The 22,545-nt window shown below is 63.4% G+C and carries 17 protein-coding genes and 1 pseudogene; 5 read left to right on the top strand and 13 right to left on the bottom strand.

Features of this window, described 5'->3' with window-relative positions:
* Positions 1-26: 26 nt before the first annotated feature.
* The 5 genes and pseudogenes from OXU42_17615 to OXU42_17595 form a co-directional block, all read right to left on the bottom strand.
* Positions 27-1,295, bottom strand: coding sequence for a DNA methyltransferase (locus OXU42_17615; GenBank protein MDE0031205.1), 1,269 nt, complete (start codon positions 1,293-1,295; stop codon positions 27-29).
* Positions 1,296-1,388: 93 nt separating this feature from the next.
* Positions 1,389-5,120, bottom strand: coding sequence for a DUF6079 family protein (locus OXU42_17610; GenBank protein ID MDE0031204.1), 3,732 nt, complete (start codon positions 5,118-5,120; stop codon positions 1,389-1,391).
* Positions 5,117-5,632, bottom strand: coding sequence for a BREX-3 system P-loop-containing protein BrxF (brxF, locus tag OXU42_17605; GenBank protein ID MDE0031203.1), 516 nt, complete (start codon positions 5,630-5,632; stop codon positions 5,117-5,119). Before brxF ends, OXU42_17610 begins: the two co-directional genes overlap by 4 nt.
* Before the next feature lie 9 nt (positions 5,633-5,641).
* Positions 5,642-5,845, bottom strand: a complete 204-nt coding sequence (locus OXU42_17600; GenBank protein MDE0031202.1) for a helix-turn-helix domain-containing protein — start codon at positions 5,843-5,845, stop codon at positions 5,642-5,644.
* Between the two features lie 82 nt (positions 5,846-5,927).
* Positions 5,928-6,460 (bottom strand): annotated as a pseudogene (locus OXU42_17595) (gamma-glutamylcyclotransferase).
* A gap of 546 nt (positions 6,461-7,006) precedes the next feature.
* On the opposite strand from OXU42_17595, the gene OXU42_17590 reads away from it, so the two are divergent.
* A complete protein-coding gene (locus OXU42_17590) occupies positions 7,007-7,462 on the top strand; it encodes a hypothetical protein (GenBank protein ID MDE0031201.1) in 456 nt (151 codons plus the stop codon).
* A gap of 553 nt (positions 7,463-8,015) precedes the next feature.
* Here the strand turns inward: OXU42_17590 and OXU42_17585 are convergent.
* The 3 genes from OXU42_17585 to OXU42_17575 all read right to left on the bottom strand — a co-directional run bounded on the left by OXU42_17585 (position 8,016) and on the right by OXU42_17575 (position 10,093).
* Complete coding sequence (locus OXU42_17585; protein MDE0031200.1) at positions 8,016-8,561, bottom strand: CinA family protein; 546 nt, start codon at positions 8,559-8,561, stop codon at positions 8,016-8,018.
* Between the two features lie 20 nt (positions 8,562-8,581).
* Positions 8,582-9,748, bottom strand: coding sequence for a CoA transferase (locus OXU42_17580; GenBank protein MDE0031199.1), 1,167 nt, complete (start codon positions 9,746-9,748; stop codon positions 8,582-8,584).
* 129 nt (positions 9,749-9,877) lie between these two features.
* Positions 9,878-10,093 (bottom strand): hypothetical protein, encoded by a 216-nt coding sequence (locus OXU42_17575; GenBank protein ID MDE0031198.1) that lies wholly within the window; start codon positions 10,091-10,093, stop codon positions 9,878-9,880.
* A 117-nt stretch (positions 10,094-10,210) separates the two neighbouring features.
* Between OXU42_17575 and OXU42_17570 the strand changes: the two genes are divergently transcribed.
* From OXU42_17570 to OXU42_17560, 3 genes are all read left to right on the top strand, one after another.
* Entirely contained in the window at positions 10,211-10,819 is a 609-nt protein-coding gene (locus tag OXU42_17570) for a hypothetical protein (protein ID MDE0031197.1), read from the top strand.
* Positions 10,820-10,890: 71 nt separating this feature from the next.
* Positions 10,891-12,681: a hydantoinase B/oxoprolinase family protein gene (locus OXU42_17565; GenBank protein ID MDE0031196.1), complete on the top strand. Its 1,791-nt coding sequence runs from the start codon at positions 10,891-10,893 to the stop codon at positions 12,679-12,681.
* Between the two features lie 33 nt (positions 12,682-12,714).
* Entirely contained in the window at positions 12,715-14,739 is a 2,025-nt protein-coding gene (locus OXU42_17560; protein MDE0031195.1) for a hydantoinase/oxoprolinase family protein, read from the top strand.
* A gap of 84 nt (positions 14,740-14,823) precedes the next feature.
* Here OXU42_17560 and OXU42_17555 read toward each other — a convergent pair whose 3' ends face one another.
* From OXU42_17555 to OXU42_17540, 4 genes are all read right to left on the bottom strand, one after another.
* Positions 14,824-15,381, bottom strand: a complete 558-nt coding sequence (locus OXU42_17555; GenBank protein ID MDE0031194.1) for an isochorismatase family protein — start codon at positions 15,379-15,381, stop codon at positions 14,824-14,826.
* A 64-nt stretch (positions 15,382-15,445) separates the two neighbouring features.
* The gene (locus tag OXU42_17550; GenBank protein MDE0031193.1) at positions 15,446-17,290 is read right to left on the bottom strand and encodes a hydantoinase B/oxoprolinase family protein; all 1,845 of its coding nucleotides are present in this window, start codon (positions 17,288-17,290) and stop codon (positions 15,446-15,448) included.
* Positions 17,287-19,392 (bottom strand): hydantoinase/oxoprolinase family protein, encoded by a 2,106-nt coding sequence (locus tag OXU42_17545; protein ID MDE0031192.1) that lies wholly within the window; start codon positions 19,390-19,392, stop codon positions 17,287-17,289. The genes OXU42_17550 and OXU42_17545 overlap by 4 nt, the downstream gene beginning before the upstream one ends.
* A gap of 103 nt (positions 19,393-19,495) precedes the next feature.
* Positions 19,496-20,269 (bottom strand): phytochelatin synthase, encoded by a 774-nt coding sequence (locus OXU42_17540; GenBank protein MDE0031191.1) that lies wholly within the window; start codon positions 20,267-20,269, stop codon positions 19,496-19,498.
* Positions 20,270-20,553: 284 nt separating this feature from the next.
* On the opposite strand from OXU42_17540, the gene dctP reads away from it, so the two are divergent.
* Positions 20,554-21,549 carry a TRAP transporter substrate-binding protein DctP gene (gene dctP / locus OXU42_17535; protein MDE0031190.1) on the top strand — a complete coding sequence of 332 codons (996 nt, stop codon included), beginning with the start codon at positions 20,554-20,556 and terminating at the stop codon, positions 21,547-21,549.
* A gap of 80 nt (positions 21,550-21,629) precedes the next feature.
* On the opposite strand, the gene OXU42_17530 is transcribed toward dctP, so the two are convergent.
* Positions 21,630-22,545 (bottom strand): TRAP transporter large permease subunit (locus OXU42_17530; protein MDE0031189.1); only part of this gene is annotated, 916 nt, incomplete at its 5' end.

Genomic DNA, 22,545 nt, shown 5'->3' with positions numbered 1-22,545 from the left:
CACAGGCGAGCTCTTCAGGTCCTCCTTCATTCGTATTTTTGTGGGACAGCAGTGAATATCAATAGATTTCGCGAAGTGTAAAAATGATGTGCATGCGTAATCCCATAGTGATATCCAGCTCTCCATATGCCACCCCACTTGTCGCCGCCTTTGTGCATCATGGGAGTAGGCTGGATGCCCGAATTCGAAAGGAGTTTGCGTGCTTTGTCCAGGAGACGAATGTCATCCGAATCTGGGCGTTTCTCAAAGCGCCTTCCTTTTATCGAGTAGTTTATCAGAGCCGGGACTTGCTTGTTTTGTGTAATCGGCGTCCGTAGGATGACGTCAAAATAAGTCTCCGGCGCGTGGGACACGAGGTTTTTGGTGAGCGTGGCCTTGCAAGTGTGGCAATTGAAAGTGTCCCTAACCTTCCGGTTGGCCCTATCGAAGGCGACATCAAAAAAGATCAACTCAACGGAGCAGTTTGGACAAACAAATACATCGCTCCAAACGACATAGTTAATCTTCCCGACAGTACCATCGGCGGGATGCCTTGTTTCATACAGCCAAGCCCATTTTTTTTGCAAATGCTCAATGAATGCGTTGGCGATAGAACGAAAATTAGCACTGGCGTCTGAGCTCGAATAGTTATTCGCAATGAACGTCGCGATTGGCGATAGATCGGTCAATATAGCCCTGCGTGCACCCAGCGTCGAAAATGGCCGCCAAACGCGCCGGCCGTTGTCATCCAAGTCGGAGTGTAGAATAGTACCGTCAGGTTTCACTTGATACCCGAGAGACATGACGACCTCGCGGTCGCCACACATCTGTGTCGCTACACCGGTCATGCCGGTACCGCAGAAACCGTCAAATACGATGTCACCAACCTGCGTGTAGTGGAGGACGTAACGCATGATGGCCTTGTGTGGAACCTTGGTGTGGTAGGAATGTGCGTGATAAATTGGGTCGTTTTTCCCCTCAGTGACGTCGGCAGCAAATGGCTCGCGGTGGTAGTGGCAACCGTCCAGCTGGTTGGGTTTCTGTTCGTCCCAATCGGCGATGAATGCAGCTATCCACGGGTTCGGGCAGGCCGTGTAATAAGGGGGATCACTCAACGCAAGGATGTCGTGGTCGTTGCCGATTGGAAAGCCTTCGATTTTTCGGAACTCGGGATCTCGCAGCTTCTTGCGGAGTTCCTCGGTGAAGTAGGCGCGACGGGCTTCGTCGTTTTCAAAGGTGATGCCAAGACAGGTCACCGGGCCAAGTGGCTGCTGGGCCTTCTCAAACAACGTGTCGACGAGCCGAGTTTCCTTCATCTTTGATAATCCTTGCAGGCGTCCGGTGTGTCGGCGCCGTCATCTTACGGGGCTGACCATACTCTGTTGAGTTTGCCGCACGCTTAGTTGAACCTACTCTACGACGATTCGGACCTTGGGCGGGTCGATACCCTTGGTGAGTCGATCAATGTACTCCTCAAAGCGTTTTTTCATCTCGGCCGGGGTGGCAGGGCCGTCGGTGACCTGCAGGGCCTGTTGCAGGTCCTGAGCCGTAATGGTGACCTTGACCAGACCGGAGAGCACTTCCCGCAGCGCATGGACAAAGTTGTCTTTCAAGGGTAGCGGCAGTTCCTTCGACTCGATGAAGGCGTCCAGCGGTTCGCGGTCGTCGGTCTTCAACAGATCCATGTTGGCCTGGGTGACCGGGTCCTCCAGGTTGCTGAGAATGGTAGAGGTCCAGGCCGCCACTATGGCGTCGAGTTGCGCGTCCATCTGGTCGATCATCTGCGGGCCTGTCCCTGCGCCGGTTTCCACCGACGGCCGGAATCCACAATGCGGGCAGATGGGTGTTGCGTCGAGATCCTGTTCGATCAGAGCAAAGCAGCTCTTAAGTCCGGCCAACCGGCTTTGATAATCGGTCAACTGCTGCCGGGGCATCAGATCTATGCGCGCCAGCTTGAGCAGGGTTTGCAACCGCTGATCGTTGAGTAGGCTTGCCTTGCGTTTGTCGTCGGCCACGCCCAGCCGGGCCTTTGTGTGCAGGCCGATGTAGGCGACGGTATAGTCCTTCTTCAGTTTCTGCAGCTCAGCTCCGATGGTCTGAGCCCGGGTGGCCAGCTCCGTCAGATCAGCCTGTTTGAGAACGTCCAACACATCCTGCCGGGTAGCCTTCACGCGATCCACCCAGCCGTGGTCAGCGGGCAACACAGCCTCGGCGGTGGAAAGCCAGGACGCCGGCGGCCCGTGATCTACGACAAACTCGCGTAGGGTCTCCAGTTCGTCCAATGCCTTCACGGCCTTTGCATGGGCCAGCACGTCGGGAGCGCCGTACCGGAAATTTTTGAGCTTACCCGGCGAGGAGTAGGCCTGAAGCGATTCAAAGAAGCCTTTGGCATCTTCCAGCTCACTGGTTTGGCTGGCCAGATGGGTACTCGCGAGCAGATCCAACGCCCAGAAGGAAAGCCCCTCGCGTAGGGTCTGCTGGATCATGACGATGCGCTGGACGATCTTGCCCACCGCCTGCTGCAGACTTTGCACCGGTTCCTCTTTACCCTGGGTGACGAGTTGGGCCATGCCCGGTGTCAAACCGAGCAGTTCGAACAGCGCTTTGAGCGCAGGCAGATTCCATTCTTTGGGCTGCTCCAGGTGTTTGAAACGGACAAGCTCCTCCACACTGGTCGCGGCAAGCTGCTGCAGTCCGGTGGCGTCAAAATTCTTGCCTGGGATGGAGAGTACGATATCGCCGGAGTAGACCAGTGAAGCCACCAGGACGGTGACCCATTCAGGCTCCAGGCGCGAACCGCCCGGGTTCATGTACTCAAGCCCGTGATCGTCCTGGATGATCTCACCGCGGTTGACCACCTGTCCGCGGCCCCTCGCTTTGACGATGTCAACGATAAGCTTAGCGTATTTCGACTTGAAGGGGTCGATCTTCTCGCCGTCGAGCAGTTCCAGAGCGTCCAGCACGGCGGTGGCCTGCTTGGTGCGGTTCTGCCCAGCGATCGCCCGCAATGCGTCCTGCGCGGCCTGGGCACCGTTGTTGCCGGTCATCAGGACTGAGAAGAATGGATAGTCCGGGGCTTGGTTCTCGAAGTTCGGGGCAAGGCAGATACCGGCGATGGTGTTTACCAGGTCGCGAAAGTTGATGGTTTCGTGGGGCGACAGACCGGACAAGTCGCGGATGGATTTGCCCTTGGCCCATTCGGTCATGGATTTGGCACGACCTTGATAGGTGACTTCGAAGGCATCGCTCATGTGCTCTTGCAGCCACTGAACCAGCCTCTTCAAGAAGCCGTTTGCCTTCGACTCATAGGTGGCCTTGGCGTGGCCCGATGAGGTGGCCGTAAGGTCGAGGGCAGCCGCGTAGCTCTTCAGCGCAGTCTGGAATTCCTCGTCAGTGCCTTTCAGGCGGAAGAAGACCTCATCATTTAGTTTGTCGTCCTTAAAGCGAGGCGGATCGTTGGGCTGGATGAAGTACAAGTAGAAGTCCCGCTGCGGAACGGCAGTGGAGCGCTCATTCGGGGCGCCGAAAAAGAGATAGCCGGAGCGAGCAGCCTTGTGTTCCTGCCAGACCAGTTCGTGCTGCCAGATCTTGTAGCCGGTCACGTAGGTGGCGTCTTGGCATTCCATGACCCGCTTAAGCGCCTCATAGTAGTAGCGGTCAAGCTCATTCGGGTTTAGAACACTAGCTTTGTTGTCGATCAGTGCGTCGAAGTCGTCCGTCTTCTTGAGATCGAGATAGTACTGTCCGTTGTCTTCATTGAAAGAGATGAACTGGCCACTGACTGTTTTGTGGATCTCGCGCAGGACCGTTTCCACATGCGTCTGCAGGTCCCTGTCGGGTTCGTCGCTGCCCAACTCGGCGATCAGCGGATCAAACAGGCAAAGGCGATCGCGCAGTTCCTCGGCGGATGCGCCCATCGGTGCATAGATGTCGCCAGTGGTGAGGCGATGAACGGACAGCGCACGAATCAAGCGCAACGCCATCGGCTTGTATTGTTTGCGGGTGATGGCGTTCTCAATGCGGGATTCCAGCACTTGGCTGCAATCAATGACCGCCCGAATCTCGGGAATGGCGCGGAAAGAAGCGTTCTGCCTGAGCGTGTTCCAGTAGCTGTCGAAGGCGATCAGTCCGGGTTCGTCTGCCGGCACATCCTTGCCGAGAATGCCTTTCATGCTCATGGACAGGGTCTTGAGCACCTCGCGCTTTTCCACCACCGTGACCCTCTCAAAGGTGTCGATGTAATCGGGATGAACCGGGAAGAGTTGGACAAACTCGTCCATGCGTTCGTTGAGCCCGCCGTAGTATTTGGCGAAGGGTATCAGGTAGTTGCGGATCTTGGCCTGCTGTTCCGCGGTTTTCTTGAGCAGACGCTCGGCCACGACGAATTTCACGTCGTTTCGGGCAATGAGGATCTGCTCGAAGCGGTCCTTCACCCGGCGGATACTGTCGGCGACAAAAGCGAAGCGTGGGCTGTCGAATATGGCTTCCTGGACACCGGCCATGAAGCGGAACCGCAGATCCTTACAGACCTCGCCGACCTCACGGAGGAAGTTGAGATCGAGAATCAGCTCCTGGTCCTTTCGGGTACGCAGGTAGTCGAGCAGTTCATCAACCACCAGCAGTAGGCCGTGCTCGGGGTATGCCTCGCCGAACTTAGCCATCATGTCTTCGAAGGCCCGCTTGTGACTTGTGATCGTCCCAGCTTCGGAGAACACGTACTCTACGCCAAGCTTTTCGAGATTCTCTTCCAGTTCAGCCACAAGGATGTCACGCAGGGACATGGTCGTGGCTCCGATTTCGGTACGAATGACCTTGAAGCGTCCGGCGATACGGGAAGTGGCGTCGCGGACACAAGTGTGGTTCAGTCCTTCCAGCAGGGAAGCGTCTGCGGCAAGACTCGAAACCACCGACATTAAGTGTGATTTACCGGTGCCGTAATTGCCGACCACCAGCAGCCCCTTGTTGTCGACCGGCTGATCGAACTGCATTTGAGGGATGACAAGCTGCGTGAGCCGCTCCACCATTTCTTCGGAAATGACATAGGTGTTCACGAGATGACGCGCGGCGCTTGATTTGTCCGCGTCACGCAGCTGAACGACCGACTCAATCGGATCGAACTGGATGAGGTCTCCGTATTTCATGCTTGTCCTGCCTCTCTAGTGTTGCTTGCCGAAGCGGCTGTGGCGGTGCCTTCCATTCCCACGAGCAAAGCATCGACGGAGTCATAGCTGCGGTACTCGGGATGGCCGGTTTCGGCGTACGAAAGCCTCCCGCCGGTAGAGGTCCCGTTCCATGAAGCTACGACGACCCGATTTCTTGAAATGCCCTGCAGTAACCGTAAGGGGTCCTGCTTGAGATCCTTGCCGAAAAGGATCTCGAGATTATCCAGCAACACCGGTGCATGAGCTTTGTCCACGATCTGATTGAGGATGCCCGGCAACCGAAGTGACCGCTGCTTCGCCGTCAACTCAAGCAGTTCCCCTGAAAGTGCAAGATTGACGTTGATGGCGGATGTCCCGAACTCCTCAGCAACATCTCGAAGAACGGCGGTCTTACCAGAACCGGTCTCACCCACAAGCAACACTAGGCGGTGATACAAGCCTTCCGCTGACTGTAGGGCTCGTTTAATCTTGTCGTGCATCGGTCCGATCATGGTCGCCCCTTACGGTTCTGTGTCCAGCTTATCGGATTTGTCGGCCGCATCGCCGGAGCGGACCCACGCGTCCACCTCATCTTGCTTGAACATCCAGCGGCGGCCGACGCGATGACCGGGCATGGCTCGTTGTTCGATCCACCTGTAGACCGTCTCGTTGCTTACAACCAAATATTTGCAGATGTCATCGACTGTCAGCCATCTTTCGTCCATAGCATCGTCCTTCGTTCATCATGTTTCCGGCATGGCCCGAAGTTCCTCGGGGAAACCCGAAATCCGGACACAATACCGCAAATCAACCTCCACAAGTTACATTGATGGGCTGCTGGAAGCAAACGTTTGGTGCCGAATAGTACCGATGTCTCCAACAAACGGCCTGATTGTCGCTCATGATCCGGGCTCGCTTCGAGGCGCATTCGTGATAGAAGTCCATACAGAAAGAAGGTCGTTGTGCTGCTTGATGAAAGCCACCTATTACCCGCTGGTACATGCTGTGCCCGCCGGGCCGGAAGCCTTACAGCCGGTTGACGGGCGGCAGATCGCGTCGTCGATCGATTCACCCCTAGCAGTTCCCACGAACCAGATCTCAGGCACCGTTCGGGCCCCGAAGCGAGGTTTGCTGTCTCCTGCTGTCCGGGGGGTCAGCCAGCGGAACGGTGCCCCGGGCTAGGATCATGCCTTCCGGCACCTCGAACGCCGGGAACCCGGCGTGGAAATTGTAAGGCCTGCCTGAGACCACGGCCGGTTCGTTGCTGTGGGCCTCAGCACAGAAGCGTTGATGGTTCCAGAGCCCCGTTTCGGGGCGCAGTAAACGAAGAGCGGTAGGATGGTCCCGTTGACTTGCCCGCCTTTGAAGGGCCTGACCGGGAAGTTAGTGGTGGACCCAAACGGAGTCGCGTGCATCTGCCGGGCAAACTCGAGGCACAGGAAGGACCCCCGGCTGTTCCAGGTGGCTGAAGAACGACTTGAAGGCCGCGAGCCGTATCTTGCGCGTGCCGACTGAGTTCTCGTTCGTGTTCCAGAGATCGTTGAGGAAGTCGAGAATGAGCGGATAGACGGGCATCCTCCTTCAGCCAGTTCAGGATTCCACGTCCTCCCATCGAAGCGCCAAGATTTCTCCCCGCCTCATGCCCGTGTAGAGCCCGAACAGCAACACGTCCAAGTGAACGGGGTTCCGCACCACAGCATCCATCCCCTGCCACCAGCGCGGCAGCACCTCGGCCGGAGACGATATCCGCTTCCGCGTCTTGCGGTGGTAGTGCCACCGGCCACAAGCCACTGCTCTACCGGGTTGCGCAGACCGTCGTAGTCCACGTAAGGTCTTCGATAGACCGAGCGCAGGAACGACAGACATTGGTTGGCGGGCATCGCACCGTGGCGCTCGGTGAGGAGGTGAAAGCGGCTCTCCACGTCGCGGCGGGTTATTGCGTCGAGAGGACGGGAGAGCCAGTCGCCGAGATACAGAGCCGCATATCGGCGGTAGCCTTGCTCGGTGCTGGCAGCGCGGCCGTGGTCCAAAGCGATGTAGTCCTCGCAGGCCTCGCCCAATGTCGGCAGAGAGCGCGCCTCGGCGCGCTCGCCCGCAGGGTCATCACCTGCAGCGACGCGCCCCAGGAGTTCTTGAGCCAAGTGCCTCGCCTAGTCCAGAGTGATTCGCCCCGCACGACCCACGACGACGCGCTTGTTGGGCGCCTTGCGCCTGCCGTTGCCAACGCGGTAGTTTACGAGGAAGGACTTGGCACCGGAGGGGTGGACGCGCACGCCAAAGCCCGTGAAATCGCCGTGCGCGAACAGAGTGAATGCAGGAGGAACGACAACCGAACGCACTGAAACCGGTCTTGAGATCGAGACGGCGCCTGGCGAGATTCCGCGCCCATGTGCGGAGCGAGACACTGACGGGTTGACGCTGCTAACCACTGACGTTCCTCGACCCTCGACCGCGACCCGGAAGGCGGTCACGCGCATGGTAAGCGTTCGGCATGCCATTGAAGATCTCGGACAGGATGGGGAATCCAGTACATGCGACCAAGCAAAGTCCTCTACTTCCGGTCTTCATGGCTTCCGGTGTCGCGAAATCTCGTAACCCTTCCATCCGCCCGTGGAAGTTCGGAAGGATACATGTCGTGAATCGCCGCAACGGCAAGAGTTCCTCGATTGCGCCAACCAACGCCACCCTTCGGTTCGACGGTTCGAAATCTCCACGGCATGCCCGAACGCTTACTGCGCATGCGTGCACTTGCGCTGCCAGCGGACAGATCCAATCCGGTTGCGGATCGATTACAGCCTAAGTGAAATATACATAACCCTTTGATAAATAGGCAAAAAAGTAATCTCAATACAGAAAAGACCCGCAGATTATGCTGCAAATTAACCAGACACCACACTAGATTACCGCTACCCGCACTCCTTCCGGCGGCAGCAGCGCGGCGCACATGGCAACATCCGTGCCGCAAGCGCGACCCATAGCGGACAAAACCAGATCGGCCACGACCCGTTCCTCGCCCGCGCGGTTCCGGGCGTTCTTCTTCAGGGTAAGGGAACGGACCTCCACGGGCTCGCCGCGACACACCGCCACGTGCGCCCGGTGTTCGCCCTTCCGGGGGCGGTCCGTCACCAGCGCCGCGGTGCAGGCGATTCCCAGCACCGGCACATCGTCGTCCGGCCTCAGCGCAAGCGCCCGCTCGTAGGCCTTCCGCGCCAGCGCTGCCGCGGTCTCCGCCGACACTGCCTGCTCCGGCTCGTGGCCCAGGAACTCGCGCATCGAACGGTCGCTGTAGGGCACCAGGGCTTCCAGCACGGTGCGGGACGCTCCCGGCACGACGAAAAGGTCCGCCAACGCCTGAGAGCCGCCTCCGGCGACCACCACGACGGCCATGGACGGGCTCCGGTGAATGGCGGCGATGAAATCGGTGAGGGATGGAGTTGCCATGCCGGTCCGGAAAAATCGGTTCAGATCACGCCGCGCTCGCGCAGTTCTCGGATCGCGTCGCCGTCGTAGCCCAGCCCTTGCAGCACCTCGTCGGTGTTCTCTCCCACCAGCGGCGCGGGGCGCACGAAGCGCGGTGGCGTGTCCGACAGGTTCACGCTGCTGCCGATGAGCCGGGTGGTGCCGCGCTCGGGGTGTTCGATTTCCCGCGGCATCCCCAAGTGCCTGACCTGCGGGTCTTCGAAGACCTCCTCCGCGGCGTAGATGGGCGCGTGGCTCAGGTCCTCCTTGCCCAAACGCTCCAACCAGGCGGACCGCGGGGCGCCGCCGAAGACCTCGCGCAGGATGGCCATCAGGTCGTCGTGATGGGCGGCGCGGTGCTCGTAGCTCGCAAAGCGCGGGTCGTCGAGAAGGTCGGGACGTTCGATGACGCGGATCAGCGTTTCCCACGACTGCCGGTGGGTGGCCAGGTGCACAAGCAGCGGCCGTCCGTCGCCGGCCGGAACACAGAACAGCCGTCCCCGCTGGAAGTTCTTCGGCGTGACGGCGGCGCCGCCGTTCAGGAACTCGGCGAAGTGCGACTCGACGAAGCCCATGCTCGCCTGCAGGAGCGAGACGTCCACGAACTGGCCGGTGCCGGTGCGGTTCCGCGCCGCCAGCGCGGCCAGGATGCCGTATGCGGCGAAGACCCCGGCGGCGTGGGCCGTAATGGAAAAGCCGCCCATCCGAGGGTCGCCCGGGTCGGTGAGGAGGCTCAGCATGCCGCTGACAGCCTGACCCACGGACTCGAAGCCGGGCCGGCTCTCGTACGGGCCGTCCTGGCCGAAGGCCGTAACCGAGCAGTGGATGAGCGCGGGGTTGCGCCGGCGCAACGCTTCGTAGTCGAGTCCCAGCGCCTTCCGCGTCGCCGGCCGGAAGCTCTCGATGAGGATGTCCGCCCGCTCCAGCATCCGGCACAGGATGTCCCGGGCCTTGGCCTCGCGCAGGTTGAGCGTCACGCTCTTCTTGTTCCGGTTGAGCACTCGGAAGACCGGGCCGTAGCCCTCCCGCCCCCGGGCCGGATCACCCTTGCCCGGAAGCTCCACCTTGATGACCTCGCAACCCAGGTCGCCCAGGAGACTCCCGGCGTACGGGCCGGCCACGTGTCCGCTGGCATCGATGGCCACCGTGCCGTCCAGCGCACCGGTCATGCCGTGTCCTCCCCAAGCCCGTATCCGTCATTCCCGCGGAACAGGCTGTGTCAAAACCCCATCCGAGAGAGGCACCAACCCCCTGAAACGTCCCTGCCCCACTCCTGGTGTCCTCTCCGCTTCCCTGCGTCAGAATGGGTTGTTGAAGAAGGGTTTGCCCTCCCGCACCCGGAATATTCCGACGAAGCCCAGGAGTCCGCCGATGAAGGCGCCCAGAAAGACCGCCGTGGCCACGAAATCGGTGGTGGAACCCGGCGCCAACACCGCGTAGACCACCTGCCGGGCCACTAATCCGACGACCAACGCGACCACCATGCCGATGGCGGTAAGGGTCCTGTATCTCATCGACGCCGATCCTCCAGAGCTTCTCCAACGCTGTCGAAGGCAATGTTGACAGCGGTTGCAGGATTGCATACTGTCCTTGACCGTTGCAAGAAACGACATGATGGAGGACAGACCGGCATGGACAACGAAAAACCCAACGCGCTGGAGCGGTTCATCGAAAAGACTCGCTCGCTGTTCGCCGCGGAGCCTGACCTGGAGAAACGCTGGACCGGGCTTGAGCCGATCCTGGCGGAACTGCTGGCCGATCCCGAGGTGCTGGAAGCCTCCAAGTCATGGCCCGACTGTGTGCCGCGGGACGGACGTGCCGAGAACCTGCTGTTCTACGAGGATCCGGACTACGGCTTCGCCATCAACGGGCTGACCAAGGGGAACGCGCGGCAGGGACGCCGCGCCCGCATCCACGACCACGCACACATTTTCACTCTGTACGGCGTGCTGGACGGCCACGAGCGCATCGAGCGCTACGACCGCCTCGACGACCGTTCGAAGCCCGACTACGCCGAGATCCGCCTCGCCAGCGACAAGCACGTGGGACCGGGCGAGATCGACCTGGTGCGCCCCTACGAAGTGCACACCGAGACGACCGTGGGCGAGAGGACGGTGGCCGTGATCATCCGCAGCCAGAAGGGCGGCAGCTTCAACCAAGGCCGGTACAAACCCGAGACCAACGAGTATTACGAAAGTCTCGGGCCTCGCCAGACGCCGGTGGAGATGCTGCCCCGGTAGCAGCAGCCGGGAGCCCGTCCGAGTAGTCGTATCGTAGGGGCGGACCGTGAGTCGCCCCTGCATACCCAGCGATGAACCCCGTAGGGCGACCCGCGGTCGCCCTGGCCCGCGACATGGACGCCATCAAGCTCGAGGTCATCTACAACGCCACCAACCAGATCGCGTACGAGCTGACGCAGAAGCTCATGCGCAACGGCTATTCGTCCATCGTGAAGGAGAGCCAGGACCTGGCCTTGAGCATCTGCGACCGCGACGGGCGCAACGTCGGACAGTACTCGCCCAACCCGGTGGGCCTAGGCGTCGTGGGGTCCCAGCTCAAGGGGATCCTGCAAGACTTCGCCGACGCCATCGGCGAGGGCGACGCGTTCATCCTGAACCACCCCTACCGCTACTGCCAGAACCACCCCAGCGACGTGACGCTGATCTCGCCGGTGTTCTACCACGGTGAACTCATGGCCTTCGTGGGCAACACCGCGCACAAGCCCGACATCGGCGGCAAGGTGCCGGGCACCAACGCCGGCGACGCCACGGAAGTGTTCCAGGAAGGACTGCTGATCCCGCCGCTGAAGCTCTACGAGGGCGGCGTCCTCAACGAGGCGGTGAAGCAGCTCATCTGCGCCAACACGCGCATCCCCGAGGTAACCTGGGGCGACATCCGCGCGCAGGTCACCGCCAACCTTCATGGCATCGACCGGCTCACCGCGCTGGCCGACCGCTTCGGACTCGATGACGTGCTCGCCTGCTGGGAGGAACGCATCGCCATCACCGAACGGGAGCTGCGCTCGCGCATCGCGGCCATGCCGCCGGGCAGCTACGGACCGGTCACCGACTACATCGACGACGACGGGGTGGAACTGGACCGGCCCCTGAAGGTCACGGCGACGGTGCACGTCCGCGGTGACGAGCTGGAGTTCGAATTCGCTTCGGCGAAACAGTCCCGCGGCCCGCTCAATCTCCGGCCGTGCGTGGTGCGGGCGGTGGCGGAGTACTGCGTACAGGCCGCCATCGGACCGGACCTGCCCAAGAACCAGGGCTGCTCGGCGCCCATCCGCATCACCCTGCCGGCGCCCGGACACCTGCTCAACCCGGAGTTCCCGGCGCCGGTGAACATGTACGCCACCACCTGCCACCGGCTGGCGCCGGTGATCATGATGGCCCTGGCGCAGGCCCTGCCCGACCGCGTGGCCGCGCCCCAGAGCAGCTCCGGCGGCGCGGTCTCCTTCAACGGCGTGGACCCCGGCGGCGGACGGCGCTACTCCCAGTATGAGATCCTGTGGGGCGGTTACGGCGCCCGGCCGGGCAAGGACGGCGTCAGCGGCTGCGCCGCCGACATCAGCAACGTCATGAGCACGCCGGTGGAGGCGCTGGAGAACGAGTTCCCGGTGCGCATGCAGTGCTTCGAGGTCAACCCCGACTCCGCGGGCGCGGGGCAATACCGCGGCGGCCTGGGCATCCGGCGCGCCTGGCAGGTGCTGAACGACGACGTCACACTGAACCTGCGCCTGGACCGCTTCAAGTTCTCCTCTCCGGGACTGTTCGGTGCGCGCCCCGCCGCGCCGGCGCGCTGCACGCTGAACCCCTACGGCGGCCAGCCCCGGACACTCCACTCCAAGACCGCCAACATCCACCTCTCCAGGGGCGACACCCTGCTGCTGGAGCTGGGCGGCGGAGGCGGTTGGGGCGACCCCCTGGCGCGCGATCCCGAGCGCGTGCTCGACGACGTGCGCAACGGCTACGTGTCGCCGAAAACAGCGCGGGAAGTGTACGGCGTGGTCGTCGACCCCGAAACCATGACCGTCGACACAGCGGCGACAGAGCAGGAACGGGCCGCGCGTTGCCGACCTGCCCTCGCGGATTCGTAGACCCATTTGTGAGACAGCACGCAAGAGGCGACCATGCTGCGCATCGGCATTGACACCGGCGGTACGTTCACCGACCTGAGCGTGTTCGACGAGGACGACGGACGGGTCTGCCTCACCCACAAGCTCCCGTCGCAACCGCAAGACCCCACCGCGGCCATCGCCGCCGGGCTGCGCGAGATCACCGCACGGCTGCCGGAGAAGGCGCGTTACGTGCTGCATGGCACCACCATCGGGCTCAACACGCTGCTGGAAGGACGCGAGCCGGCGCCGGGGCTGCTGGTCACCGAGGGTTTCCGCGACCTCCTGGAGCTGGACCGGCAATGGCGCGGCGACCAAGTGTACAACCTGTTCTTCGACCGTCCGCGGCAGCTCGTGCCGCGGAGGCTGATCCGGCCGGTGCGAGAACGTGTGGACTCCCGTGGACGCGAGGTGCTTCCGCTGGACGCGGAACAGGCCCGCGCCGCCGTCCGGGAGTTGCTGGACGCGGGGGTGCGCTCCGTCGCCGTGAGCCTGCTCTTCTCCTTCGCCCATCCCGAGCACGAGCGGCGGCTCCGTACGATACTGGAAGAGCTCGCGCCGGACGTCTACGTGACCCTGTCGTCCGAGGTGGACCCGCAGTTTCGCGAATTCGAGCGCACCAGCACCGCGGTGGTCAACGCATTCATCGGCCCGCGGGTCAGCGGCTACGTCGGTACCATCGAAGCCGCGGTCCAACAACTGCTGGAAGGCGCCCGGGTGCTGATCATGCAGTCCAACGGCGGCGTCGCCACCCCCGCGGTGATCGCACGGGCACCGGTCCAGACGCTGATGTCGGGTCCGGTGGCCGGGGTCGTGGGGACCCACCGCCTGTGCCGTGAGATCGGCCGCGACAATGCCATCTCGCTGGACATCGGCGGCACGAGTTGCGACATGTCGGTGATCCCTGGAGAGCTTCTGACCGCGCCCCAGAGCAAGGTGGCGGGTTACACCGTGCGCGCCGCCACCGTCGCCATCGAAACCATCGGGAGCGGCGGCGGCAGCATCGCGCGGGTCGAGTCCGGCCGCATCCTGAAGGTGGGGCCACAGAGCGCCGGCGCGGTCCCCGGGCCCGCGTGCTACGGCACCGGCGACCAGCCCACCCTCACGGACGCCCTCGTCGTGCTCGGGCATCTCAACCGGGAGGCGCTCTTGCAAGGCGCCATGCCCATCGACGCCGGGGCCGCCCGCCAAGCCATTGCCGAAGCCATCGCCGGACCGCTGGAGATGACCCCGGAACGCGCCGCCGCGGGCGTCGTTGAGGTGCTGGCCGCGCAGGTGGCCATGTCCATGCGCTCTGTCACCATCGAAAAAGGCTACGATCCCAGGGACTTCATCCTGGTGGCCTACGGCGGCGCCGGACCCACGGTGGCCTGCCCCATCGCCCGTGAGCTGGAAATCCCCGAGATCTGCATCCCGCCGGACCCCGGCAACTTCTGCGCCGCCGGCATGCTGCTCACCGACCTGATACGCAGCTACTCACTCACGCGCATCGGCGCGCTGGACGACACCCCGCCGGACGCCATCCGGGAAGCCTTCCGGGAGCTGCGCGACAAGGGCGTGCGGGAGTTGCGCGAGCAAGGCGTGCCCGCGGACGCCATCGACACCGAGGACTTCCTGGACATGCGCTACCCCGGCCAGTCCTACGAAGTCACGGTGCCGGCCGGGGACACCCGCAAGGAAGTCCTTACCCGGCTCTTCCACGAAGCCCACGGGCGGCTGTACGGCCATACCGCCGAGGAAGAGTCCATGGAGATCGTCAACTACCGCGTGCGCTGCATCGGCCGCCTCCCCAAGATGACCTTGGCCGCGGCGTCCGCAACGGGCGGCTCCGCGCAACCCCGGGAACAGCGCTCCGCGATCTTCCCGGACGACACTGCTCCGGTGCCCGTGCCCGTCTACCGCCGCGCCGACCTCGCTCCCGGCTTCCACATCGCCGGACCGGCCGTCATCGAGGAGTACAGCTCCACCACCGTCGTGTACCCTTCCTTCGACTTGACCGCGGATGCCCACGGAAACCTCCGGGTGAGATACACTCCGTAGGTTCAGGGCGTCGGTCAGTAGTGATAGCGGCACTGCGCGATCATCACGGACTCGCCTTCTGCCAGTAGAGATGGTCTTCCGCCACTACAAGAACGCGATCATGTCGAGCCGGGTAAAGCGCATGCGCTCCGCGGCGCCGGCGGGGATGACTGTGAGCTGGTGGATGGCGTACTCGTGCTCGTAGGTGCTCTTGGCGTTGACGCCGTCGAGCGGGATGATGACGTTGTAGCGATGCACGCGCGCGGCGGCGGTGGCGGTGTAGAGCACGGCAACGTTGGTGAGGGAGCCGGTGACGATGAGGTTCTCGGTGCCGGCGTCATCGAGGATCGTCCGGAGCTCGCCGCCGGCGAACTTGTCGAAGGCGTCGGGATGGAGCACGGGCTCGCTGTCGCGACGCCCAAGAGGCGCCGCCACCTCCCCCATGGGCGTGCCCTTGAACTGCAGCGAAACGGTGAACACCACGGGGACGGAAGCCGCCCGGACCTGCTCCAGGAACCCGCCAAGGGGCTCCATCAGCTTTGAGCAGACCTCCTCCGGGTCATGACAGCGGGCGTTCAGGTCGAGCACCACCACGGCGGTTTTGGCCGGGTCGAGGGAGATACTCCTGGGTTCGGGCCTGTTGGGCCCTGTGGTCTCAATCATCGGATTCCTCCGTCATTTCGATTTCGTCATTCCCGCGCTGCGGCAATTAGCAAAGCATACCCGGTCAGGTTTGTCCCGCCAGCCGGTTCTTGCGCAGGCGCTCCCGCGATTCGCGAGTCGCCGCCTCGTCCACCCTCAAGGTACGATCTTCCACGACGACGCCGTAGATGTCTTCGGCTGTGGCCCGTGAGATGCGCTCGTTCAGCAGGCTCTCCGCCACCGCCTCCGGCTCCCGGTCCAGGGGGTCGCCGTAGCCGCCGCCGCTCCCCAGCCGCAAATACAGGACGTCGTCCTTGCCGATGTCGAACTCGCAGTAGGGGAGCAGCCGGCGCTCGCCCTCCAGGGCCGGGAGTCCGTCGATGCACTGGTGGTTCGCCAGCAGCTCGTTGACGCGCGTGCCTTCGAGCAGCACCAGCAGGCTCGGGGCGCCGGGGTAGCCGCCGAACATGCCCACGCCGGAGTTCCGCAGGCCGGCCACGCCGAAGGCCACGCCGCGGATCCTCTCCTCGGGCGCGTCGTGCAACTTCACGGTGGCCTCCACGCCCACGCCGCCGGCGAACTTGCCGGCACCGCCGCCGTCCTTCAGATGGCGCCGGAACAGGTACATGAGCGGGAAGTTCAGCTCGAGCCATTCCACGTTGTGGCAGGTGAGGTAGCCGCCGGAATCGATGCCGTCGCCGTGGGGGCTGGCGCCGGAGCCGCTCAACTCCAGCAGCGTGGAGACGTAGAACCGGCCGTACTGGTTCACGCCCGCGTGGCGCACGACGCGGAAGCCGAGTGTCAGCGCCGTCACCTCGTCCCTCCAGGTGTCGCTGCCCGCCAGCATCTGCGCCAGCACCGACGCGGAGACGTAGGAGACGGTCTTGAGCCCGGAGGTGGTGTTCATGGACACCGGCCCGGGATACTGCACGTTCACCACCGTGCCTTCCGGGGCGATGACCTCGATGGGGCCGAAGGCGCCGTAGTTCTTGGGCAGGTCGTAGCCCAGGGCGCTCAGCACCGCCTCGAAGACTCCGCCGAAAGTGGCGTGGTACGGCAGGTTGATGCCCTGCCGCGCCTGGGGATCGCTGCCGGTGAAGTCGAACGTCAGCCGGTCGCCGCGCTTGCGCAGCTCCACGCACACGCGTTTCGTCTCGTTGGCCGCGATGGTGCCGGAGTCGCTCCAGGTGCCGTCCGGGATCTCCCGGAGGCGCTTCTGGAGGGTCTCGCGCGCGTAGCGGATTATTTCCGCTGACACGGCGGTGATGAGTTCGGGGCCATACTGCTCGAACATCTCCTCCATGCGCGAACGGGCCACGTTGTTGGCCGCCAGCTCGCACTTGAGGTCGAGCCCCACGAGAACCGGCTGCCGGGTCATGTTGGTGAGGGTGTCGAACACGTCCTGGCGCATCCGGCCACGCTCCACCAGCTTGAGGCCCGGAATGCGCAGTCCCTCGTGGCAGATCTCGGTGGCGCCCGGAGAATTCCCGCCCGGGGACATGGCGCCGATGTCCATGACGTGCACGAAGGTGGCGCTCCACGCCATCAGCCGGTCGTGGTAGTGGATCGGCGCGATCATGTAGATGTCGGATTGGTGGATGGCGGCCAGGTAGGGGTCGTTGAGCAGGAACACGTCTCCCGGGTGGATGCCGCCGTTGTCCTCGAAACGCTCGATGATGCGCTTCACCGCGAACCCGGCGCAGGCCGCATGCCGGATCATGGACTCCCCCACCGACAGCACGTCGCCGTTGGCCATGTAGAGGGAGGCCATGTAGTCGTGAAGCTGCGTGGTGTTGACCGTGCCGCCCACGCGCTCCAGGGTGGCGCCCATCTCGCGCGTGATCTCGTGGAGGCGGTGCGACAGGATCTCGAAGGTGACCGGGTCCACCTGGGAGCTCGACGCGCCTGTGTCGGTTACGTCCATGGTCATGTGCCCGCCTTGTCCCCCACCAGGATCCGTATGTTGCGGAAACCGTCGATCTCGGCGCGGTCCCGTGGGTTCACCACTACGGTGGTCACGGGGGTCTCGATGACCGCCGGACCCAACAACTCCATTCCCGGCCCCATGCGCTGGAAATCATAGATGGTGGTGGGCGCGAAGTCCCCAAGCTCCTCGAAAAAGACGCTTCGCTCCGGCTTCCGCGCGTCGTCCGCGGACGCCTCGACCGCCGGTTCCTCCTTGATGCGGGGCTTGCTCAGCAGCCCCACCGCGGTCACGCGGAAGGTCAGGATCTCCTTGCCCGCCTCCCGGTAGCCCGAGCCCTTGCCGTAGGCCTTCTCGTAGGCATCGTCGAAGTCGGCGTAGAGCCGCTCCAGGTCGGCATCCGCGAGAGGAGCGGTGCCGGTGGGCAGCGGCACGTTCAGTTCGTGCACCTGGTAGCGGTAGCGCATGTCGATGCCGCGGGTGACCGCCATTTCGGACGGGCCGAACCCGGCCTCGCCCAGATCCGCCTCGGCCCTGCGGATCAGCTCGGCGAAGTTCTCGTTGACGCGGCGTGGGTCGGCCGGCACCTGGAGGTGATCGGACTTGCCGTACTCGTGCACCACGTCGGAGCTGATCAGGCCGGTGGCGCCGTGCACCGACGCGGTGAGCGGGATCACCACCTGCCGCACGCCCAGGTCCGCGGCGTAGCGGCTGGCGTGCATGGGGCCGGCGCCGCCGAAGGCGAACATCACGAAGGACCGCGGGTCGTGCCCCTTCTCCACGGTGGCCCGGCGGATGAGGTCGCTCATGTGTGCGTTGGCGATGCGATAGATGCCGCGGGCGGCCTCGGTCACGTTCATGCCCAGGGGCTCCGCGATCCGCTGTTCCACCGCCCGGAGCGCGCCGCCGCGGTCCAGGCGCATGCGCCCGCCCAGGAAGTAGTCCGGGTTGAGATAGCCGAGGATGACGTCCGCGTCGGAGACCGTGGGCTCGACCCCGCCGAGACCGTAGCACACCGGGCCGGGACTGGCGCCGGCGCCCTCGGGTCCCACCTTGAGAAGCCCGGTATCGCTGTCGATCCATGCGATGCTGCCGCCGCCGGCTCCCACCGACTCCACCCAGATCTTGGGCGCCAGCACCCGGTGGCGCAGCACCACCGGCGTATAGTCGCGTTCGATGCGCCCCTCCCGCACCACGCCCACCTTGAACGTGGTGCCGCCCATGTCCGTGGCCAGGATGTCGTTCTCGCCGATCATCTCGCCCAGGAACCGGCTCCCCACAACACCCGACGCCGGGCCGGACTCGACGGTGCCCACGGCGTTGCGGCAAGTGGCGTCGATGTCGAGCACGCCGCCGTAGGCCTGCATGATCATCGGCGGCTTTGCCAGCCCCTTGCCCCGGAGCACTTGGTGGAGATTCGTGAGATAGGTCGAGATGCGCGGGCCGATGTAGGCGTTGAACACGGTGGTGGCGGTGCGCTCGTACTCGCCCACGAAAGGCGCCGCCGCGCTCGACAGCGTGACGTAGACGTCCGGATGACGCCGCCGCAGGATGCCGGCCACGGCCTTCTCATGTACGTCGTTGGCCACCGACCAGAGCAGGCACACGGCCACGGACTCCGCCCCGCGCGCCACCAACTCGTCCAGCGCAGCCGCCGCCTGCGCCTCGTCGAGGCTCACGGTGACCGAGCCCTTGTAGTCCATGCGCTCGTTCACCTCCGCCACGAGGGACCGGGGCACGAAGGGCTCCGGCTTGCGCAGCCACGCGAGCCGGCCCGCCTCCGCCTCCGTGAGTCCGTCGGTGACCTTGCCGCGCATCATGAGCAGCGTATCGGGGAATCCCCGAGTGGCGACAAGGCCGGTCCTCGGGCCGGAGCGGGTGATCAGGGTGTTCTCGCCGATGGTGCAGGCGTGGAAGAAGAGCGTAGTCCGGCGGAGCAACACCTCCTCGTCGCCCAGGCCGATGTTGCGCGCCGCGTCCCGGACGGCGTCGGCGGCCCCGGCGGAATAGTCGGGAGGGGTGGAAAGCGACTTCCCCACCACCATCTCGCCTTGGTCGTTGACCACGACGCAGTCGGTGAAGGTGCCGCCGATGTCCACGCCGACCATGTATCGGCCTCGGGAATCACTCATACCATCGGGTATTATTGTTTATGGGGCCATGCATCGTGGATCGCTGATCGCCTCGATCCTCGTCGACACTCCCGGTCCGTTATCGTCCCTCGGCGATCAACAGGTAGCCGCGGTTCTCCACGGTATCGAAGGTGCGCATGGCCTTGATCAGATCGGCCGCGCTCACCCACACCCACGGGGCCCGGTTCGGGTTCACGTCCATGATCAGAAAGGAATCGCTCGCCTCATCATAGGCTCCGAGGGGGGAGATGTGCCCTCCGCCCTTCTGGCCCAGTGTCTTGCGGTGGTAGTTCACCAGCACGTAGTCACCCGGGACGGCCAGGTTCTTGGCCATCTCGCGTTTGATCACCTCGTCGTTCATCTCCTCATCGACCACGCGGATTCTCACATCGAGCTCATGGGCGCTCAGGGCCTGGGCCAGTTGCCGGAGCTGCAGGCCGAAGTCCTTCTTCATGGCCCCCTGGATCTCGATGGGCTTGCCCAGCACCTCGATCTTGGTCTTGGTCTGGCCGGTGAGGACGTTGTTCGGCGTATACTTCCCGAAGAAGGGGTTGAACCCCTTGGGAAGCCATGCGCGTTCATCCTCCGCAATGGAGTAGCTGTCCTGGGGGAGCCCCTTCTTCTTGCCCAGCCTCAGCGCGTTCAAGACAATGGCCGAGGAGACCGGCCCGCAGAAGATCTTGTTGTCCTGGCTGATGAAGTGGTTGCTCAGCCGAAAGAAGTCAGCCTTGTGGGTGGAACGCGACAGCCGCTGGGAGCTCTCTTCGGACTCCCACTCTACCAGACCGGCCGCGGCGCCGGCCTGGCACAGGACAAAGCCCGCCAGAAGCAGCACCGTCAGAACGTGTTTCATTGGACCTCCTTGTTTCGATTCAGGCACTCCAGTACATTCTTACTTGCCTTTTTCATGTCTTGCCATCCCTGTGTCGAGCTTCGGATAATCCGCGAACTCATACAACACCCTTCGCGCATCCTTTGGACGCGTGGGGTATGGTCCGGCCCCAACGCGCCCGCATGGCTTCCTGCAGCGTTTTTTGTTTGACAAGGTTCCCGCACTTTCACTAGGGTCAGCGGTTATCCGGCTTCGGCCGAGGCATCAACCGGTCGGGGAATGCCCCGGCAAAGGAGGGTACACGGATGAGAAAGCTAGCAGTTGGGGCGTTCGTCGCGGCGTTCGCTCTGTTCGTCCTGGCCGCGGCCGCGCAGGCGGCGGTCACGCTGAAGGTCAGCACCTGCCTGGCAAAGACCCACGACCAGGTGGAGACGTACTTCCAGGCGTTCCACGACAAGTTCAACGAAGTCGCCAAGGGCGAGGCCAAGCTCCACTACGTGGGCGGCCCGGAAGTGTCGCCGCGGCAGAAGCAGGGTCCGGCGCTCAAGCGCGGCCTGGTGGACATGATCTTCTGTCCGATGGGTTATTACGAGGGAATGGTGGCGGAGGCCGGCCTGACCTCGGTAACCAACCTTTCCACCAAGGAACTCCGGGCAAACGGCGCCATCGACCAGCTCCAACCGGTGTGGGGCGACAAGTTCGGCGGGCGGATCCTGGGCTGGTGCTGTTACGGTGTCGACTTCCACATCTACACCACGTTCAAACCCAAGGAGAGCACCAAGACGGGCCTGGACCTCAGCGGTCACAAGATGCGCTCCACCGCCACCTACAGACCGTTTTTTGTGGCCATGGGGGCCATTCCCGTAACCATGGCGGCCGCGGAAATGTATACGGGTCTGCAGCGGGGCGTAGTGCAGGGACTCGCGTGGCCGGAGGGAGCGCTGGCCAAGTACGGCGTTCAGAAGTTCCTCAAGTACCGCGTCTACCCGGGCTTCTATCGCAGCGGCTCCATGGTCGTCATCAACCTGAACAAGTGGAATTCGTTGCCGAAGTCCGTGCAGGACAAGCTGACCCAGACGGGTCTGGCGTTCGAGGACGAAAGCGTGACCATCCTCCGCAAGAAGGCCGACGCGGACAACGAGAAGCTGTGGGCTTCGGGGCTCCAGAAGATGGAACTCAAGGGCGAGGCGCGGAAGGCTTACCTGCGCACCGTGTACGAACTGGCCTGGGAAGTCCGATCGAAGAACAACTTCACGGTACCGTTCGCCAAGCTGAAGGAGAAGATGTACCGCGCGCCCTGAGGGCCGCACGGTCGCGAAACGGCAAAACGCCCTCGATCCTGAGCGCCGGATCGAGGGCGTTTTCTTTTATGACGCCCGGCTCAATCCATGAGATCGGGGAGGAACAGTGCGAGCCGGGGTTCCCAGATCAGGATGAGGATCAGGATCAGGTCACAAATCAGGAACGGGATCGCCGCGTTGGCCACCTGCAGCAGCGTGGTGCCCCGTGGCGCCACTCCGAGCATCACGTAGAGCAACAATCCGAAGGGGGGCGTCGTGCCCGCCATCTCCAGCGTCATGAGCACGAACAGGCCGAACCAGATCAGGTCGAAGCCCAGTGCCTCGGCCAAGGGGAAGAAGATGGGCACGGTGATGAGCATCATGGAGGTGGCGTCCATGAACATGCCCAGCACGATGAGGATCAGGAACATGACCGAAAGCACCACCAGGCGGGACACCTCGAAGCTGGTGGCCCATTCCAGCATGCCGGCGGTGGCGCCCGAGTAGGCCAGGAGCTGGCTGAACACGGTCGAGTTCATGATGATGAGGAACACCATGCCGGCCACCCGCACGGTGCCCGACAGGGAGGTGCGAACGGCCTGCCACTTGAGCACACGGAAGGCCACGGCCAGGATGGCCACGCCCAACACGCCACAGGCCGCGGATTCCGTGGGCGTGGCGATACCCAGGATGATGAAGCCTATGACCATGAAGATCACGAGGCTCACCGGCAGGATGTTGAAAGTGACGAACTTGAGCTTGTGGGCCCATGTCGTGGGCGGCACGTCGTAGGCCGGCGCGCTGGCGGGGTTGATAATGATCTGGAGGTACAGCATGCCGACGTAGAGCAACGCCAGGACAAAGCCCGGCAGAAAACCGGCGATGAGCAGCCGGCCGACGTCGATGTTGGCGACGCTGGCGAGCAGCACGGCCAGAGCCGAGGGCGGGATGATCATGGCCAAGCCGCCGGTGCCCAGGATGGGCCCCATGGACATGCGCCAGTTGTAGCCCCGCCGC

Source organism: Deltaproteobacteria bacterium (genome assembly GCA_028818775.1).
Classification (GTDB): domain Bacteria; phylum Desulfobacterota; class Binatia; order UBA9968; family JAJDTQ01; genus JAJDTQ01.
Note: the sequence above shows the minus strand (reverse complement) of the source record. Positions and strands in the feature narration are given on the sequence as shown.

Coding starts and splice junctions, on each gene's coding strand:
- OXU42_17615 (MDE0031205.1), bottom strand. CDS start 1,295: ATGAAGGAAACTCGGCTCGTCGACACGTTGTTTGAGAAGGCCCAGCAG.
- OXU42_17610 (MDE0031204.1), bottom strand. CDS start 5,120: ATGAAATACGGAGACCTCATCCAGTTCGATCCGATTGAGTCGGTCGTT.
- brxF (MDE0031203.1), bottom strand. CDS start 5,632: ATGATCGGACCGATGCACGACAAGATTAAACGAGCCCTACAGTCAGCG.
- OXU42_17600 (MDE0031202.1), bottom strand. CDS start 5,845: ATGGACGAAAGATGGCTGACAGTCGATGACATCTGCAAATATTTGGTT.
- OXU42_17585 (MDE0031200.1), bottom strand. CDS start 8,561: ATGGCAACTCCATCCCTCACCGATTTCATCGCCGCCATTCACCGGAGC.
- OXU42_17580 (MDE0031199.1), bottom strand. CDS start 9,748: ATGACCGGTGCGCTGGACGGCACGGTGGCCATCGATGCCAGCGGACAC.
- OXU42_17575 (MDE0031198.1), bottom strand. CDS start 10,093: ATGAGATACAGGACCCTTACCGCCATCGGCATGGTGGTCGCGTTGGTC.
- OXU42_17570 (MDE0031197.1), top strand. CDS start 10,211: ATGGACAACGAAAAACCCAACGCGCTGGAGCGGTTCATCGAAAAGACT.
- OXU42_17565 (MDE0031196.1), top strand. CDS start 10,891: ATGAACCCCGTAGGGCGACCCGCGGTCGCCCTGGCCCGCGACATGGAC.
- OXU42_17560 (MDE0031195.1), top strand. CDS start 12,715: ATGCTGCGCATCGGCATTGACACCGGCGGTACGTTCACCGACCTGAGC.
- OXU42_17555 (MDE0031194.1), bottom strand. CDS start 15,381: ATGATTGAGACCACAGGGCCCAACAGGCCCGAACCCAGGAGTATCTCC.
- OXU42_17550 (MDE0031193.1), bottom strand. CDS start 17,290: ATGACCATGGACGTAACCGACACAGGCGCGTCGAGCTCCCAGGTGGAC.
- OXU42_17545 (MDE0031192.1), bottom strand. CDS start 19,392: ATGGTCGGCGTGGACATCGGCGGCACCTTCACCGACTGCGTCGTGGTC.
- OXU42_17540 (MDE0031191.1), bottom strand. CDS start 20,269: ATGAAACACGTTCTGACGGTGCTGCTTCTGGCGGGCTTTGTCCTGTGC.
- dctP (MDE0031190.1), top strand. CDS start 20,554: ATGAGAAAGCTAGCAGTTGGGGCGTTCGTCGCGGCGTTCGCTCTGTTC.